This is a genomic window from Prochlorococcus marinus XMU1419 (genome assembly GCF_017695955.1).
Taxonomy (GTDB): domain Bacteria; phylum Cyanobacteriota; class Cyanobacteriia; order PCC-6307; family Cyanobiaceae; genus Prochlorococcus_A; species Prochlorococcus_A marinus_AD.
Map to the genome: position 1 here is coordinate 193,947 of NZ_JAAORO010000003.1, position 15,708 is coordinate 209,654.

Sequence of the window (15,708 nt, forward strand, 5' to 3'; positions counted from 1 at the left end):
TTTAATTATTATAGATGATCTCGAAGTTTATACTTATAAACCACTTACAAAATCAACCAATTTCCATGATTTTTTAGAAAAGCCCAGAATATATTTTACTTTCAGCGGAGTCAAAGATGTTTCATTAACAAATTCTCCAGAATTTTTTATTATTCTTTCTAAATAATCTAATTCAACTAAAACAACTATCCTGGATGAAGTTTGTGATTCCAAAGATATCTTTCGTATTCGAGAATCAATTTCCTTATAAATTCCTTTCTTTATATCACCTTTTCTTTCTTCAATTGTTCTTTCAATCAAACCATTTCTAACAATTTTGGTAAGATTTACCTCGTTCTTTCCCGCTAAATAATTACTTTTACTTAGAAGCCAAACATTAATTAAATTTCTTATTTCTTCTAAAGAGGGCGAGGCTTTGGTAAGTTCTTCAACAGAAACTGAGTTATTTGAAGCTTGTATATTTTTAAAAGGGTTCAATTCATTTGTAGATTTATTTTTACTTTCTTGAATTATCTCTTTGTTAAAAACCTTTGATTTTTTATCCACCGCTATTAAGGGTTTAACCACCTCAGGTTCATTCTGAATTGATTTTTTAAAATTATTTCTTAATAATCCAATACCAATGCCAAATGCAAATAAGGTCAAAAATACATATAGATAGATAAAATAAGGTGAAAGGTTTACTAACTCTTTGTCTTTGAGAAATTCCCCAAAACTAAACTTTAATTCAGCAACTTTTTCAATTAAATACTTGTAAAACTCTACTGGTTTGTTCTTAAGGATTTCATCTTTAATTTCATTTTCCGAAGTATAAAGATTATCATATTCTTTTTTTATACCGCCAGGCCAAGGTAGTCCTCTTTCATCAAAATTATCTAACTGACTATCAAATTCTTCAGTATTTTTAATAGAAGAATCTTTTTTTATCGTTTGGTTTTGAAGACTTGATTTAAATAGTGTTTTAGTTGATTTTTTTTCTAATTTTTCTATGAATTCTTGAATTTCTATATTTTCAAACCAAGAATCTAAATCTACCTCTTTTGATTCAATATCTCTATAACCAACTAAAACATCGTTCTCTAACCAATTTTTACAGAAAATGCATATCGCTTCTAATTTGTTCCCTGGGTAATTATTAAGCCAATCTCGTAAATTTTCATCAGAACTGCTAGAAAACCTTGCGGAGGCCTGATCAATATCGGCTAAAAGCAGATCTAAACAACCAACAAGAGGCATTGAATCAAGACCTGATAAATTTAGTTTCTTTAACATTCTCCTTGCTTCAAATAATTTTTCAGGCTTTCTTCTTGAGAACCCAATTGCTGTCAAGGATATAAAGGCTAAAAATCCTGCTTCTAACGACCCTCTTTTTTGTAATTCAAGAAACAAATCTATTTGTTCCTGCACAGTCAAGTATGGCTTGATTTGTTGAAAAAAAGCCTCAAATTCTTGCTGGTTTAAATAATTTCCATATTCAGATTTATTATTACCCTCCAAACCACCCCTTTTGATTATTAAATTTTCCAACATACTTAAACCTTTTTTATGAGAATCCTGATCATTTAAATCCCTACTAAGTAAATCGAGGATCCTGTAAGGAAGGAGTGAAAGTAAGTCTTCTTCAAGATCTTTCCTTATATCTACGAGTTTTCCCATCCTTTGAAGAAGTTGTATACCTTCAGATAAAAAATCTGCAGCATTTGAATATGATCTAAGCTTTTGTTCTTGAATTGCAGAATCTCTAGCAGTTAAAGCAGCTAATAAAGTTAGATCTGATTCTCTACTACTTCCTAAAGCAGGAGTTTGAGGGGGCTGCAAAGCTTTTTTTGCAATTTTGAAAGCTTCTTTGGGCGAGCCTGATTCCCAAAGAAGTATTAAACCTGCTACTTCTCTATTTGAAGAAAACTCTAATCCAGATGATCCATTGAGTAATAAATTTTCGTATTCTCTCCTACTTTCTGGGTCTGTGAGTTTATCAGCAGTTAAGCGAAGCAACTCAGATCTTTGCGTTAAAACTTCATAAGTAAATCCCTCATCCGGGGTTTTATCCAAACGTAATTGAAAGGCCCTTAATATTTCCTCAGATGTTGCAGAGGGGCTTACGCCAATTAAACGAAAATGATCTAAAGGAAGTTCCAAACAAATATCCTATTAAAAATCTTAGACAAATTTTATCAAGTTAAAAAATTTTTTCATATGGTCTTACAGAGTTATTAAAAAAAATCATGAAAATTGACCTTCACAGCTTAGAATGTTAACAAATCAAAACTTCATTAAGGTATTTTCTTGGAAACACACGTAGAGAGAATCTCAAATCTTCAAGATATAAAAAAAGCCGAATTAGATCGAGAAACTGGATTATTTCTTTATGAAGATATGACACTCGGTCGAAGATTCGAAGATAAGTGTGCAGAAATGTATTACAGGGGGAAAATGTTTGGTTTCGTTCATTTATATAACGGCCAAGAAGCTATTAGCACTGGAGTAATTGGTGCCATGAGAAAGAAACATGATTGGTTTTGTAGTACCTACCGCGATCATGTTCATGCATTAAGTGCAGGTGTTCCATCTTTTGAAGTAATGAGTGAACTCTTTGGTAAAGCTACAGGTTGTAGTAAAGGGAGAGGAGGGTCCATGCACTTATTCTCAAGAGAGCATCATCTATTGGGAGGATATGCATTTATAGGAGAGGGAATTCCAGTAGCTTTAGGGGCAGCCTTTTCTAGTAGATACAAGAAAGAAGTTTCTTGTGACAACAATAGTGATGCTGTAACTGCAGCATTCTTTGGAGATGGGACTTGTAATAATGGACAGTTTTTTGAATGCTTAAATATGGCTCAATTATGGAAATTACCCATAATTTTTGTTGTTGAGAATAATAAGTGGGCTATTGGTATGGCTCATGACAGGGCAACCAGCAATCCTGAAATCTGGAGAAAAGCCTCTGCCTTCGGAATGCATGGTGAAGAAGTTGATGGGATGGATGTATTAGCAGTAAGAGGAGCAGCACAAAGAGCAATTGAGCGTGCAAGAGCGGGAGAGGGGCCTACTCTTTTAGAATGCTTAACTTATAGATACAGAGGACATTCTCTTGCAGATCCTGATGAATTAAGGTCTGAAAAAGAGAAAGAGTTTTGGGGTAAAAGAGATCCCATCAAGAAATTAGCTAAAGAAATAATTGATGGTAAATTAGCAACGGAAGAAGAATTAAAAAACATCGAAAAGAAAATAGATAATGAGATTTCAGAATCTGTTAAGAATGCTCTTGAGGCACCAGAACCTCCATCAAATGAATTAACTAAATATATCTGGGCTGAAGATTAGATTAAATACCGCTAGGTAGTTTTCTGGTTAAATTTCTTAATTTTCTCAACGCTTTCAATTCAACTTGTCTGACTCTTTCCCTAGAAACTTCTAATAACCTTCCTATCTCAGCGAGAGTATGTCTTTCATTTCCTTCTAGACCAAACCGTAATTTTAGGACATGTTGCTCTTGTTCGCTTAGATGACTCAACCATTTTCCAAGTTGCTCTTGATGCATTTTCTGTTCCACTTGATCTAGAGGCTCTTCATTATTACTATCCGCTATTAAATCACCTAAAAAGCTTCTACCGTCGTCACCATTAACTGGAGCATCTAAACTACTAGTCGACAGAGCTTGTCTTAAAACAGAATCTAATTCGTCAACATCAATTTCCATCGCTTCTGCAATTTCAATTCTGCTTGGCATTGCACCAAGCTTATGTGCCAGTTCTCTGCTAACTTTTCTAATGGACGCTAATCTTTCACTTAAGTGGACTGGCAATCTGATAGTACGAGATTGACAAGCAATTGCTCTTGTCATGCTCTGTCGAATCCACCAAAAAGCATAAGTGGAAAATTTATAACCTCTTGTAGGGTCAAATTTTTCAACAGCCCTTTCCAATCCAAGAGATCCCTCTTGAACCAAATCAAGAAGTTCAAGTCCTTTGCCCTGATATTTTTTTGCCACACTTACAACTAATCTTAAATTTGCTTTCATCATCCTCTCTTTAGCTCTTCTACCAACTTTTATGGTTCTTTTTTGCTGAGTTGTAAATTCATTATTTATTTCATTTAATTGGCCATCTTCGGTAAGAATCATCATTTTCTGAACTTGATTACCTAATTCAATCTCTTCAGCGGGTGTTAACAAAGGTACTCTTCCAATGTTTTGCAAATACCAACTAATTGGATCATTTCCTCTCCTTTTAGGTGGTTCTGATTGAATTGGTAGTGATGACACCATTTTTTGACCTGATGAGGTATTAAAACTCTCCTACACTTTTCTCGAAATGGCAGAATATTTAATGCGCGCTTCAGATTTCAAGTAACATTTGTTGATTAATGTGTTTAAAACTAAAAAAAACTCTTTTAAATTGTGTCTTTCAAGATATTTGTCTCATTTTCCTATTTCTCATTAATTTTGATAATTCATCACCAATCGCATATGAATTTGACCCTCTCTTACACATTGATGCCGCAAATGAATGTAAAAGTACGTATTTAGCAAAAAATTCAGTTTTAATGTCACTACTATGAGTTAAATCAATCGCAGAACTGCCAGCTAAAAATCCAGATAAAAGATCACCCAATCCAGCCCTAGCTGTCTGAGAATCGGTTCCATAAATTTGCCATACTTTTTTACTATCAGCAATTACACTATTAGCACCCTTTAACAGAACACTAATATTAAATTCTTTTGCCGCTTTAAAAGCTAATTCAATATTATTATTACACTTAATATCTGGAAATAACCTAATAAATTCTTTACTGTGAGGTGTTATCCATGTTTTAAATTTTCTTTCTAAAAAGAATTTTGATCCGAATTTAGATTTTGAAATCCTGTTTAGTGCATCAGCATCCAAAATTAATAATCCTTTAAAATCAATGAGGTATTCTTTTGATTTTTGCCAATCATCATTATCAATTCCTATGCCAGGGCCTACAACTAATGATTCATATGCACTAAGGTCAATATTTTTTAATGCGCTGAATAAAGATGCGTTACCATTCTGATCAGATTGCATAGTTCCTTTTAAAACAATTTCTGGGGCAACTTGCCAAATAGATTCAGCAACTAACTCAGGAAGGACCGCTGAAACAAAACCTGCCCCACTGGATATTGCACCTTTTAATACTAAGAATGCAGCCCCAGGATATTTTTTACTTCCAGCAATTAATAACGTTCTTCCCCTTCTATATTTGTTGGAATTTTTTGGTAAGGTAGGTAAATCAATTTTTCTTAAATCAGAATAAGTAATCTTTAAAAATTTTTTTTTAACCTTAGATAATTTTTTAGTAGGTATCCCAATATCAATTTGATTCAATTCTCCAGTAAAAGGCAAAGCAGAATCTTGCGTTAACCCAATTTTACAAAGACCAATGGTTAAGGTGAAGTCGGCCTTTACAGCATTATCTAAAAAAGGCTTTCCTTTATTAGGACATAATCCAGTAGGGACATCAACGCTCACAACTTTTCCATATTTGTTATTAAATTTCTGATTAAACAATTTAATTAATTTATAATCAACTTTTCTTTTTTGATTGTTACCAAAAACCGCATCAATCCAGAGTTCTCTACCATTTGCATCAGGTGGCTCTACTAATTTTTTTACGCCAATAGATGTAAGATAGTTAATGTGATTCTTTGTTAATGTTTTTTTAATAGGGAATGGGCACCAAATTTTAACTAAATACCCTTTTAAGAAGAGTTCTCTAGCTATTACAGCTCCATCCCCACCATTATGCCCAGGACCAATAAATACAATTAATCCGTGCTTTAGTAGATTTTTCCTTTTTAAAAGCCATTTACTAATTTTGATACCAGCTTTTTCCATCAATGCTTCTTGGGGCATCCCATCTGAAAACATTTCTTTCTCTAATATCAACATTTGGTTTGAATCAACAATTAAATGTTTTGAGTCAATTGTTGGCCATCCAATTTCATCCATAATTGGTTCAAAGGAATTAAGTACTTTTCAAAAATTTAAACTTCCATGTTAAAGACACAAAAGGATAAAAAATTAGAGCACTGTTCTTCTAATAATAAAGCGAAGAACAAGAAAAATATTATTGTAGGTCTTTCTGGGGGCGTAGATAGTTCACTTTCAGCCGCTCTTCTTGTCGAAAGTGGCTGGAATGTTGAAGGACTTACTCTTTGGCTTATGAAAGGACAAGGCTCCTGTTGTTCTGAAGGATTAGTAGATGCTGCTGGCCTTTGTGAAGATTTAGGAATTCATCATCATATAATCGATTCAAGAGAAATTTTCGAAAGAGAGGTAATTAAAAAAACTACTGAAAGCTATGAGAAAGGATTCACTCCACTTCCATGTTCGATGTGCAATAAGAATGTGAAGTTTGAAGAGATGCTTAATTACGCATTAAACAAAAAAGACTTTACTCATATTGCGACCGGACATTACGCAAGGATAAAAAAATCATCATATATTAATAAGATTGATTTCAAGAGCTTTGTATTTAAGGACTTACTGCTTCTCAGAGGTGCCGACGAGAATAAAGACCAAAGTTATTTTCTTTATTCCCTTTCACAAGAAGTACTAAGCAGATTAGAATTTCCCCTTGGTGAAATGAAAAAAGAAGAAACAAGAAAAGAAGCTCTTAGATTAGGCCTAAGAACTGCTAAAAAACCAGAGAGTCAAGATTTATGTCTTGTAGAGCATTATGGATCAATGCAGACATTTATAGATAAACACATTGAACCCAAAGAAGGAGAAATTATTCATATAAATGGCAAAGTACTGGGTACTCATACTGGTATACAGCACTTTACGGTAGGACAAAGAAAAGGTTTAGGTATTGCTTGGCCGGAACCACTTTATGTAAAAAGTTTAGACAGGAAAAAGAACGTAGTTTTTGTAGCAGATAAAAGTGATCTCTTTAATAAAGAAGCAATAATTAGTAAGGTTAACTGGGTTTCAATAGAAGAACCTAAGCAAGAGATTGAAGTAGAAGCACAAATAAGATATAGAAGTAATCCAGTAAAAGGAACTTTAGTTCCTTTAAAAAATTTAGATAATCCAACAAAATCATTTAAATTAATTTTTGAAGAAAGCCAAAGTTCGGTAACGCCAGGACAAGCTGCGGTTTTTTATAAGGGAGAAATTTTATTAGGTGGTGGATTAATTAATTAATTTCCAAAAGAAATTTAACCCCATAAAAAATATAAACAATAACAAAATAGGTTTATCTCCAAATTTTGTATAGAAGGTCTTCTCGGATGAAAAATTAGGGAACACTATTCTTTTTTGCTCCACATTAAAATCTAAAAGTTGAATTATTTTTCCATCCTCTTGAACTAAACCCGATGGGCCGGTATTTGATACAAGTAAATTATTTTTCTTATTTTCAATACTTCTTAATCTAGCCAAAGATAGAAATTGATTATAAAGCTTAGCTGGATAAGGATCTAAATTTGCTGCAGTTATTATTAGTTTTGCTCCGCTATTAATAGCATTTCTTATTTTCAGACCATCACTAATTTCGTAACAGATCGCTACTGCTAATGGGGGGGTAAATTTAGGATCAAAAAATCTTGAATTAGAGCCTGGATGAATTCCTCCTACTGCAGATAATCCTGTTGAAAAATTATCTAGAAATTTAGGTATTTTTTCACCTATTGGAACAAGTCTATTTTTATCTATAAATGAGGTAAAAGATTTATCTCCAATTTGAAATCCGAGTAAAGAACTTCTTAACTCATTATTAGAATTTCTGAAACCTCCAGCCAAGGTATTAACCTTTATGCCTTTAGATAAATAAAAGTTGTTAGATAAAGTTCCTTCAGGTGCAACAAGAAGTTTTGCTTTGTTTGATAAAGCATATTTTTGAGCTATGGATTGCTTTTCTTTAATAAATTCATCATTTATTTTTAATTTTTCTCTTGTTGGTATATTAGTTTGCCAAATAACTACTGGATATTCAAAATTTCTTTTTGTTGGAGTTGTTAAACCTCCAAATAAATGTAAGGAAATAATAACCAAAAGTCCTAAAAGAGATATTTTTTTAAAGTGAAGTTTTCTTTTCCATCTACCGTGACTAAAAAATATCCAAAATCCAATTAATATTTGTAATACGCATAAACCACTTGCGCCAATCCATCTTGCCAAACCAGCAAGATAAATATCACCTGGTATAAGACTCTCTCCTAAACCTATCCAAAAAAAAGGTGTTTGAGAAAGTATCAATTCACCAATTCCCCAAGTCAAAGATAAAAAAAATACTTTTACTGTTAAAGGTAATATTTTCATTTTAAAAACATCCTCTTTCCAGAGAATAATTTCTACTAATAATCCCCATAAATAAACTAATATCCCACCCAAAAAAGCGCAAAATAATAATATAGAAATGGCGACTATTAAACTTGCAAGCCATGAAAAACCAAGCCATGTCAATGGATGAAGATCATATAACCATGAATGACTTATCAAAACGAAGAAAAAACCCCACCAAAAATTTGCTATTTTCCTTTCACTTCCCTTCCATAAAATAAATAAAGATATCGGCATAAAAATCAGCCAAAAGTGAGTTGAAACAGAAATTCCTCCTAAAATTCCACCTAAACAAGGGTAAAAATATTGTCTTAAGCTTTTAATCTGTGTCGGGATTAACAATCTAAAATTACGAAATTAAATTTATAATCACCCATTTATTGTACCTTCATTCTGTAAGATTAGTTTTAGTGACTTTTAAAATTTAAGTGAAAGAAGTCTTTATTAGTTTTGCAGTTTTTGTTTTTTGCGTTTCATTAACTCTTTTCAGTCAATTTAATTCACCACAAGTTGTTAATGCTGCCGAATCAGAAACTCAGTCAGTTCAAAAAACACCTGTTGCAAAATTATCAAATGTCTCAAATAATAACTTATTTGAACTAGACCCATCAGATCCAAATCCTATACTTTTCGCTATGGCAGAAGAAACACCATCAGACAATAATTCAAGGACTACAGAAAGTGGTTTAATTATTGCAGATATCGTAAATGGGGAAGGAGATGAAGCTAGTGCTGGGCAAACAGTAACTGTAAATTACACAGGAACTCTAGAAGACGGGACACAATTTGATACCAGTATCGGAAGAGCTCCATTCAGCTTTCCCTTGGGTGCTGGACGAGTAATAAAAGGTTGGGACGAAGGTGTTGCAGGCATGAAAGTTGGAGGTAAAAGAAAATTAACAATACCCCCAGAACTTGGATACGGATCAAGAGGAGCAGGAAATGTAATACCTGCTAATGCGACTTTAATATTTGAGGTTGAATTATTAAAAGTCAATTAAATAAAGTAAGAAAAATATCTAAGACTTTTCAATTTAGTAAATCTCCAAGTAATATATATACAACATCAAATATTTGAAATGTTAAGTAAATTCACTAATTTTTTTCTAGATAAAAAATCCCCAATGACAGTCCATGCTCACTGTGATGGTCCTTGTGGTGTGTACGACCCAGCATCTACCAGAGTTGCAGCTGAAGCAGTTTTATCAATGACAAAAAAACTTATTGCATTAGAAGCCCCTTCTAGCACTGATTCAGCAGAGTGGGCTGCATACAGTAATACATTTTCTAGATTTGTCGCGGTTAAAGAAGAGCAAGCAAAAGAAACAAAGAAAGAACTTCTAATTTTGTGGACAGATTACTTTAAACCAGTACACTTAGAAACATATCCAGACTTGCATGAAACCATTTGGAAGGCAGCCAAATTATGTAGTGCATGCAAAGTCAATATTGATTTGGCTCAAGCTGAAGAACTTATGAGTTATGTAGAAAAGATACATAATATTTTCTGGGCTTCAAAGGGAAGATCAGACGCTTTTGTAAAAGCTAGTTAATCAGAATTATTTTCAAAAGTTTTTTTGATTTTATTTTATTTTTTTTAGGTTTAAGAATAACTGCCATTATTAGTGGCGAATCGATGTTACCTTACCTAAAAGAAGGTGATATTGTATTTTTTAAAAAATATAAAAAGAATAAATCAATACTTAAAAAACGACAAATAGTTATTTTTTATCATCCACTTAAAAATAAAATCCTAATAAAAAGGATAAATTCAGTAAATCAAAATAATGTTGAGGTTATTGGCGACAATATTGAATTGAGCGAAGATAGTAAAAAATTTGGATTAATCAATAACGAAAAAATAATTGGGATTGTCACCTCTAAATTAATTATTCCTAAATTAAAGAATTTTTTAATTCAAAAGAACGGAAGCACTTCTTTGAATCCAAAATAATCCTAAAGAAAAGGAAAGCCCTCCTGCTACAGCTATTAATCTTTTAATAAATTTTTGACTTGCTTTAAAGGTGGTAAAAGATATTAAACATGTAAAAAGATTCATACTTATTAGTGAACCAATCAAATATGAAATCAAATATAAGCAAGCGCTTGTTAAAGGTAGTGCTAAAGCAGGAAGAACTGCAAGAAAATGTGAACCTCCAGCTATACCGTGTAGCAAGCCTAAACCAGTCAAAGCATGTGAGTGCTTATTATTATTTTTTTGTTCCTTAACATGAAAGTGAAAGTGACGATGGGCAATTCCATTCTCATGCTTATGGGAATGCGAGTGGATACTTAATTGAAAAGAATTTTTTATAGCAAATACTCCAACAATTAGAAGAGAAATTCCAACTAGGAATTCGGCCACATTAGAAAATTTATTGAATGGCGTAATGTCCTTAATAAAAATCGCCAGAAAAGCTAACAAGAGGACACCTGAAGAGTGTCCCAAGCCCCACGAAAAACTATTTTTAAGTGCTTTTTGGGGATTATTAATCGCTGCTGGTACCATTGCAATTAGATGATCAGCGCCACTAACCACGTGCACAAATCCTGCAACTATACCTGTTAAAATTACAGCCTGCATATATATTCAATACAACTCTGTCTATTCAATTTTATAGCACGATTTGAAGTCAATATTTAATTGAGTTAAATAATTTCTTAAACGATAGTTCAATATCAGTTTCTCTCATAAAAGTTTCACCAATTAGTACTCCCTTGATTCCAATAGATCTAAGCGATTCTAAATCTTCGGCACAATTAATTCCAGATTCACTTATGGGAATAATATTTTGTTTTAAAAATATATCTGCATATGTATGCATCAATTCTATTGATGTTTTTAAATCCGTTTTAAAAGTCTTTAAATCTCTATTATTTATTCCAATCAAATTAAAAGATTTTAACTTTAGTATCCTTTCTAATTCATTAGAATCATGGACTTCAACAAGAACACTCATCTTTAAATTATCAGCTATTTTCTTTAAATAAATTAAATCGTCATCACTTAAAATCGCAGCGATTAATAATATTGCATCAGCACCAGATACCCTTGCTTTATAAATCTGATAAGCAGAAATAATAAAATCTTTGCAGAGAAGAGGGAGATTAGTTGATTTCCTTACAGTTTCGAGTATTTCATAACTACCTTGAAAAAACCTTTTATCGGTAAGTACTGAGATACATGATGCACCTAATTTTTCATAACAAATTGCTATGTCTTCAGGGTTAAAATCTTTTCTAATAACACCTTTACTCGGACTAGCTTTTTTTATTTCAGCAATTACTCCTGGTTTTATTTTTGACTCCAAGATATTTTTATAAAAATCTTTGGGGAAGGGAAGGTTTTCAATCTTTTTGATGAGATCTTCTAAAGAGACTATTTTTTTAAAATTCTTAATTTCAATTTCCTTGTGCCATACAATTTCTTCCAGAATATTTTTTGCTTGTGCTTCTCTATGAGGTACGGCATATTCTAAATTTTCTACCCTTACTGTAGGATTTGGTGGCCTGCGTCTTATCTCCATGAATTTTAAATATTATTTATTTGAGAAGCCGCTTGTTTATAAGCTACCTCAACTACTTCACTAAGAGTGGGATGAGTATGAACTTCTTTGGATAATTCAATTACATCTTGGTTCCTTGAAATAGCGTTTGAAATTTCTTGAATTAAATCAGCTGCATGTAAACCAAAAATATGAGCACCTAATACTTTCCCATTATCCTTATTGAAAATCAACTTGAGCAATCCATCACTCTCCAATTCCGCCAATGCTTTTGAATTAGCCTTAAAGAAACTTTTGACAACTCCCAAAGGGAAATTTTCTTTTGCCGATATCTCTTTAGCTTCAGCCTCAGAGAGTCCAACTGAACTTATCTCAGGGTGAGTAAAGGTTGCCGCGGGGATACTTTTATAGTTAATTTCGACGTTACCACCGCAAATATTATCAACAGCAATAGTCCCTTGGGCCGCGGCTGTGTGAGCAAGCATTAGTTTACCTGTCACATCTCCAACAGCCCAAATATTAGGTATTATTTCATCACCATTTTTAACTCTCATTTGATCATCGATAGGAATGAAGCCTTTTACTGTTTCAATCCCAAGCGACTCAAGATTTAATTTATCACTATTGGGACTTCTGCCAGTTGCGACTAGAACAGCGTCAACTTCTAAAGTTTCTACAACTTCTTTAGATTTTGCATCTGTCAGTTCTATTTTTACAGGACAGCCAGGTGTTATTTTTGTCGCAAAGACATTTGATTTTGTATCTATATCTCTGGATTGAATAAGATTCTTCTTGGCAATTTTTGTAATGTCTGGATCAAATGTTGGCATAATACTTTCCAAAGCTTCGATCATGGTAACTTCACAACCTAGCGCCGTGTAAACATCAGCAAATTCTAATCCTATATATCCGCTTCCAATAATAGCTATCCATCTTGGAAGCCATTCAAGTTTGACCGCGTCATCACTAGTAAATACGGTCCTATTATCCAAAGTTATTCCACGGGGAACAAAAGGAGAAGAACCAGTTGCTATAACAATATTCTTACATGTGAAAATTTTATCAATACCGTTTTTATCCCTTACACCAACTTTTTGCTTTCCTTCAATTCTGCCAATGCCCAAAATAATTTCAACTCCACTCCTTTTGAGAGTTTTTGTTAAATTTTCTCTAACATTTAAAACTAAATTATTTGCATGATCTGCAATTTTTGACCTCTCAAATCTTACTGGGGAAGCATGAATACCAAATTTAGCTAAATGTTCATAATCAGCTATTTCTCTGACTTTTCCGCTCGCAGCCAAAAGAGCTTTTGAAGGCACACAACCCTTGTTAACACAAGTGCCGCCCATATCAGAAGATTCTACTATTGCAACTTTCAGTCCTTTACCAGCAGCATGTTTGGCGGCATCAAAACCTCCATATCCTGCTCCTATAACGATTAAATCAAAATCAAAACTTGAATCAGTCACTTTATATACATATTAGAGGTGTATGCGGCTCTTTTTCGTTCTAGTAATAACGGAACTGCAACGCAAGCCACGTTCAATGATTCTACAAGCTCACTATGCGGAATTGTAATTGTTTCATTAAAAGCTTCTTGAATTTTTTTATGAATACCTTGCCCCTCATTACCCAAGATTAAGACCGTAGATTTAGTCCAATCAATTTCCCAGTAGGGTTTTGAAGTTTTTTTTGAACTTTTACTATAACTACTAGTAGAAAAAATCTTAAATCCTAAATTCGATAATTCAGATAAAGATTTTAATAAAGAATTTATTATTTCTTCTTCAGTACCCTCATATCTTTGAAATGGGAGGTGAAAGACTGCACCAGTGGATGCTCTTAACACCTTTTGGCTTAATGGGTGTGCACCTCCAGCCAAAAAAATTGCATTAACTCCAGCAGCTAAAGCAGTTCTAAAAAGATTACCCATATTCCCAGGATCTTGAATCCTATCGAGTACTAGAACAAAATCATCTTGACAATTGAATTGATAATTAGGTATCGATGAAATTTCTACTAATGCTGCGATGCCATCTGGATTAACTGTTGTAATCGCAGAAGCTAAAACCTCTTCTGATACCAAATTTATTAATGATTGATCAAACTTTGAACTAAGTTTTTGGTTCTTTTTTAACCATTTTTCAGTAACTAAAATTTTGCTGGGGGAATTTCCAGACTTCAACAATTCCTCAACAAGATGAGTCCCCTCTATACAAAAAAGATCTTTGTCTTTGCTATAAGAACCGCTCTTAAATGATCTAAATCTTTTAACTAGATTATTGTTTTTACTAGTTATTTTTAAAAAAGTATTTTCTATGAGTAATTTGAAAATTTATTATCAACTATATTTTAGTTACATAAATATTTTGATCAATTATTTATTAAATTTTTATTTCCCAAAAAATCAAAAAATACATTTTCACTTTTAATTAATATTCAAGACGTTACATAGGGTGGACTTACTAATTTTCGTTTGTCATCATGAATCTAATAAATTAATTCTTAATGATTTGCGTAAGCAAAAAGAAGTCATATCTTAAATCACAAAATTTAAAGATTGTTGGCCAAGGCAAATTAAATGGGTTCGTTGAAATAAGTGGTGCGAAGAATTCGGCCTTAGTTTTACTGGCTGCATCATTACTAACTAATGAAAAAATAGTTCTTCAGAATGTTCCTCATCTTACTGATATTGAAAAGATGGGTAATATTCTCAAGAATTTAGGCGTTAATTTAAAAGAAAAAAACAATACTTTGGAGATAGATTCAAAAAACATCTCCATTAAAGAACTTCCAAATGAGCTTGTTAATGGATTAAGGGCTAGTTTCTTTTGTATCGGTCCACTATTAAGCAAATTTGGAGAGGCTAAAGTTCCTATGCCTGGTGGGTGCAATATTGGTTCAAGGCCAATTGATGAGCATATTGACGGGCTTAAAGCATTAGGAGCGGAAATTCTTATTGAAAAAGGAATTGTCAAAGCAAACATAAAGAGCAAGAAAAGTAGATTAATTGGTACTCATATCAAACTAAAATGTCCAAGCGTAGGTGCAACTGAAACTTTAATAATGGCAGCATCATTAGCAGAAGGAAGAACGACCATTGAAAATGCTGCAAGAGAACCTGAGGTACAAGATTTATGCCAAATGCTTAATAAAATGGGTGCAAAAATCTATGACTCTGGTAAAGAAAAAATAATAATTGATGGTGTTAATAAACTTGGTGGTTGTATTCATAAAGTAATCCCAGATCGAATAGAAGCTGGAACTTTTTTAATAGCTGCTGCGGCAACATCCTCCTCAATAACAATATCTCCTGTGATTCCTAATCATCTTGAAGCTGTCACTAATAAGCTTCGAAAGAGCGGGAGTAAAATTACCATTAAAGGTAATTCAATCACAATAAATCCTAGAGAGCTTAAGGCAGTAAATATAAATACTGCTCCTTTTCCAGGTTTTCCAACTGATTTACAGGCACCATTTACAGCTCTAATGACAATAGCTAATGGTGAATCAAAAATAACTGAAACAATTTTTGAAAACAGAATGAATCATGTTCATTTACTTAATAAAATGGGAGCAAATATAAAGTTAGACAAAAACGTAGCTTTTATCAAAGGTGTAAAAACAATAAAGGGAATGGATTTGATTGCCTCGGATTTAAGGTCATCAGCTGCATTAATAATTGCTGGGATAACAGCAAAAGGTAGTAGCAGGATTTATGGTTTAGAGCATTTAGATAGAGGTTATGAAAATTTTGAAACAAAACTAAAAATATTGGGGATAAAAATAACAAGAAATCTTAACAAAAAAACTGTTACTAATAAGGAATTTAAGACTAGTTCGGACCCTGCAGATATTCCTCGATGTAAAGCTGCCTAAGTTGAAAAAAG

14 protein-coding genes are annotated in these 15,708 nt (G+C 32.8%); 6 read left to right on the forward strand and 8 right to left on the reverse strand.

Going from position 1 to position 15,708, the window contains the following annotated elements; translation table 11 throughout:
• Window positions 1–33: 33 nt before the first annotated feature.
• Window positions 34–2,139, reverse strand: coding sequence for an IMS domain-containing protein (locus tag HA151_RS07110; RefSeq protein ID WP_209106786.1), 2,106 nt, complete (start codon window positions 2,137–2,139; stop codon window positions 34–36).
• Between the two features lie 147 nt (window positions 2,140–2,286).
• Here HA151_RS07110 and pdhA point away from each other — a divergent pair, with 147 nt between their 5' ends.
• Complete coding sequence (pdhA, locus tag HA151_RS07115) at window positions 2,287–3,324, forward strand: pyruvate dehydrogenase (acetyl-transferring) E1 component subunit alpha (protein WP_209106787.1); 1,038 nt, start codon at window positions 2,287–2,289, stop codon at window positions 3,322–3,324.
• 1 nt (window position 3,325) lies between these two features.
• On the opposite strand, the gene HA151_RS07120 is transcribed toward pdhA, so the two are convergent.
• Together HA151_RS07120 and HA151_RS07125 are read right to left on the reverse strand one after the other, a co-directional pair.
• Window positions 3,326–4,267 carry an RpoD/SigA family RNA polymerase sigma factor gene (locus HA151_RS07120; RefSeq protein WP_209106788.1) on the reverse strand — a complete coding sequence of 314 codons (942 nt, stop codon included), beginning with the start codon at window positions 4,265–4,267 and terminating at the stop codon, window positions 3,326–3,328.
• Between the two features lie 139 nt (window positions 4,268–4,406).
• Entirely contained in the window at window positions 4,407–5,972 is a 1,566-nt protein-coding gene (locus HA151_RS07125) for an NAD(P)H-hydrate dehydratase (protein WP_209106789.1), read from the reverse strand.
• A gap of 45 nt (window positions 5,973–6,017) precedes the next feature.
• Between HA151_RS07125 and mnmA the strand changes: the two genes are divergently transcribed.
• Window positions 6,018–7,172 carry a tRNA 2-thiouridine(34) synthase MnmA gene (gene mnmA / locus HA151_RS07130; protein WP_209106790.1) on the forward strand — a complete coding sequence of 385 codons (1,155 nt, stop codon included), beginning with the start codon at window positions 6,018–6,020 and terminating at the stop codon, window positions 7,170–7,172.
• On the opposite strand, the gene HA151_RS07135 is transcribed toward mnmA, so the two are convergent.
• Window positions 7,161–8,651: an acyltransferase gene (locus HA151_RS07135; protein WP_209106791.1), complete on the reverse strand. Its 1,491-nt coding sequence runs from the start codon at window positions 8,649–8,651 to the stop codon at window positions 7,161–7,163. The genes mnmA and HA151_RS07135 overlap by 12 nt on opposite strands.
• Window positions 8,652–8,737: 86 nt before the next feature.
• On the opposite strand from HA151_RS07135, the gene HA151_RS07140 reads away from it, so the two are divergent.
• From HA151_RS07140 to sodX, 3 genes are all read left to right on the forward strand, one after another.
• Window positions 8,738–9,310, forward strand: a complete 573-nt coding sequence (locus HA151_RS07140; RefSeq protein ID WP_209106792.1) for an FKBP-type peptidyl-prolyl cis-trans isomerase — start codon at window positions 8,738–8,740, stop codon at window positions 9,308–9,310.
• A gap of 78 nt (window positions 9,311–9,388) precedes the next feature.
• Window positions 9,389–9,862, forward strand: coding sequence for a superoxide dismutase, Ni (gene sodN, locus HA151_RS07145; RefSeq protein ID WP_209106793.1), 474 nt, complete (start codon window positions 9,389–9,391; stop codon window positions 9,860–9,862).
• Window positions 9,863–9,870: 8 nt separating this feature from the next.
• Window positions 9,871–10,263 carry a nickel-type superoxide dismutase maturation protease gene (gene sodX / locus HA151_RS07150; RefSeq protein WP_209107148.1) on the forward strand — a complete coding sequence of 131 codons (393 nt, stop codon included), beginning with the start codon at window positions 9,871–9,873 and terminating at the stop codon, window positions 10,261–10,263.
• Here the strand turns inward: sodX and HA151_RS07155 are convergent.
• Genes HA151_RS07155 through HA151_RS07170 form a run of 4 tightly spaced genes read right to left on the reverse strand, consistent with a single transcriptional unit; the run spans window position 10,222 to window position 14,153 of the window.
• Window positions 10,222–10,893, reverse strand: coding sequence for a hydantoin utilization protein A (locus HA151_RS07155; RefSeq protein ID WP_209106794.1), 672 nt, complete (start codon window positions 10,891–10,893; stop codon window positions 10,222–10,224). The two genes, sodX and HA151_RS07155, sit on opposite strands and share 42 nt — an antisense overlap.
• Window positions 10,894–10,942: 49 nt before the next feature.
• Complete coding sequence (trpC, locus tag HA151_RS07160; RefSeq protein ID WP_209106795.1) at window positions 10,943–11,836, reverse strand: indole-3-glycerol phosphate synthase TrpC; 894 nt, start codon at window positions 11,834–11,836, stop codon at window positions 10,943–10,945.
• A 5-nt stretch (window positions 11,837–11,841) separates the two neighbouring features.
• Window positions 11,842–13,287 carry a dihydrolipoyl dehydrogenase gene (gene lpdA / locus HA151_RS07165; protein ID WP_209106796.1) on the reverse strand — a complete coding sequence of 482 codons (1,446 nt, stop codon included), beginning with the start codon at window positions 13,285–13,287 and terminating at the stop codon, window positions 11,842–11,844.
• The gene (locus HA151_RS07170) at window positions 13,284–14,153 is read right to left on the reverse strand and encodes a TrmH family RNA methyltransferase (RefSeq protein WP_348535630.1); all 870 of its coding nucleotides are present in this window, start codon (window positions 14,151–14,153) and stop codon (window positions 13,284–13,286) included. Before HA151_RS07170 ends, lpdA begins: the two co-directional genes overlap by 4 nt.
• Window positions 14,154–14,326: 173 nt before the next feature.
• Between HA151_RS07170 and murA the strand changes: the two genes are divergently transcribed.
• Window positions 14,327–15,697, forward strand: a complete 1,371-nt coding sequence (gene murA, locus HA151_RS07175; protein ID WP_209106797.1) for a UDP-N-acetylglucosamine 1-carboxyvinyltransferase — start codon at window positions 14,327–14,329, stop codon at window positions 15,695–15,697.
• Window positions 15,698–15,708: the final 11 nt, after the last annotated feature.

Coding starts and splice junctions, on each gene's coding strand:
- HA151_RS07120 (WP_209106788.1), bottom strand. CDS start 4,267: ATGGTGTCATCACTACCAATTCAATCAGAACCACCTAAAAGGAGAGGA.
- HA151_RS07125 (WP_209106789.1), bottom strand. CDS start 5,972: ATGGATGAAATTGGATGGCCAACAATTGACTCAAAACATTTAATTGTT.
- mnmA (WP_209106790.1), top strand. CDS start 6,018: ATGTTAAAGACACAAAAGGATAAAAAATTAGAGCACTGTTCTTCTAAT.
- sodN (WP_209106793.1), top strand. CDS start 9,389: ATGTTAAGTAAATTCACTAATTTTTTTCTAGATAAAAAATCCCCAATG.
- HA151_RS07155 (WP_209106794.1), bottom strand. CDS start 10,893: ATGCAGGCTGTAATTTTAACAGGTATAGTTGCAGGATTTGTGCACGTG.
- trpC (WP_209106795.1), bottom strand. CDS start 11,836: ATGGAGATAAGACGCAGGCCACCAAATCCTACAGTAAGGGTAGAAAAT.
- murA (WP_209106797.1), top strand. CDS start 14,327: ATGATTTGCGTAAGCAAAAAGAAGTCATATCTTAAATCACAAAATTTA.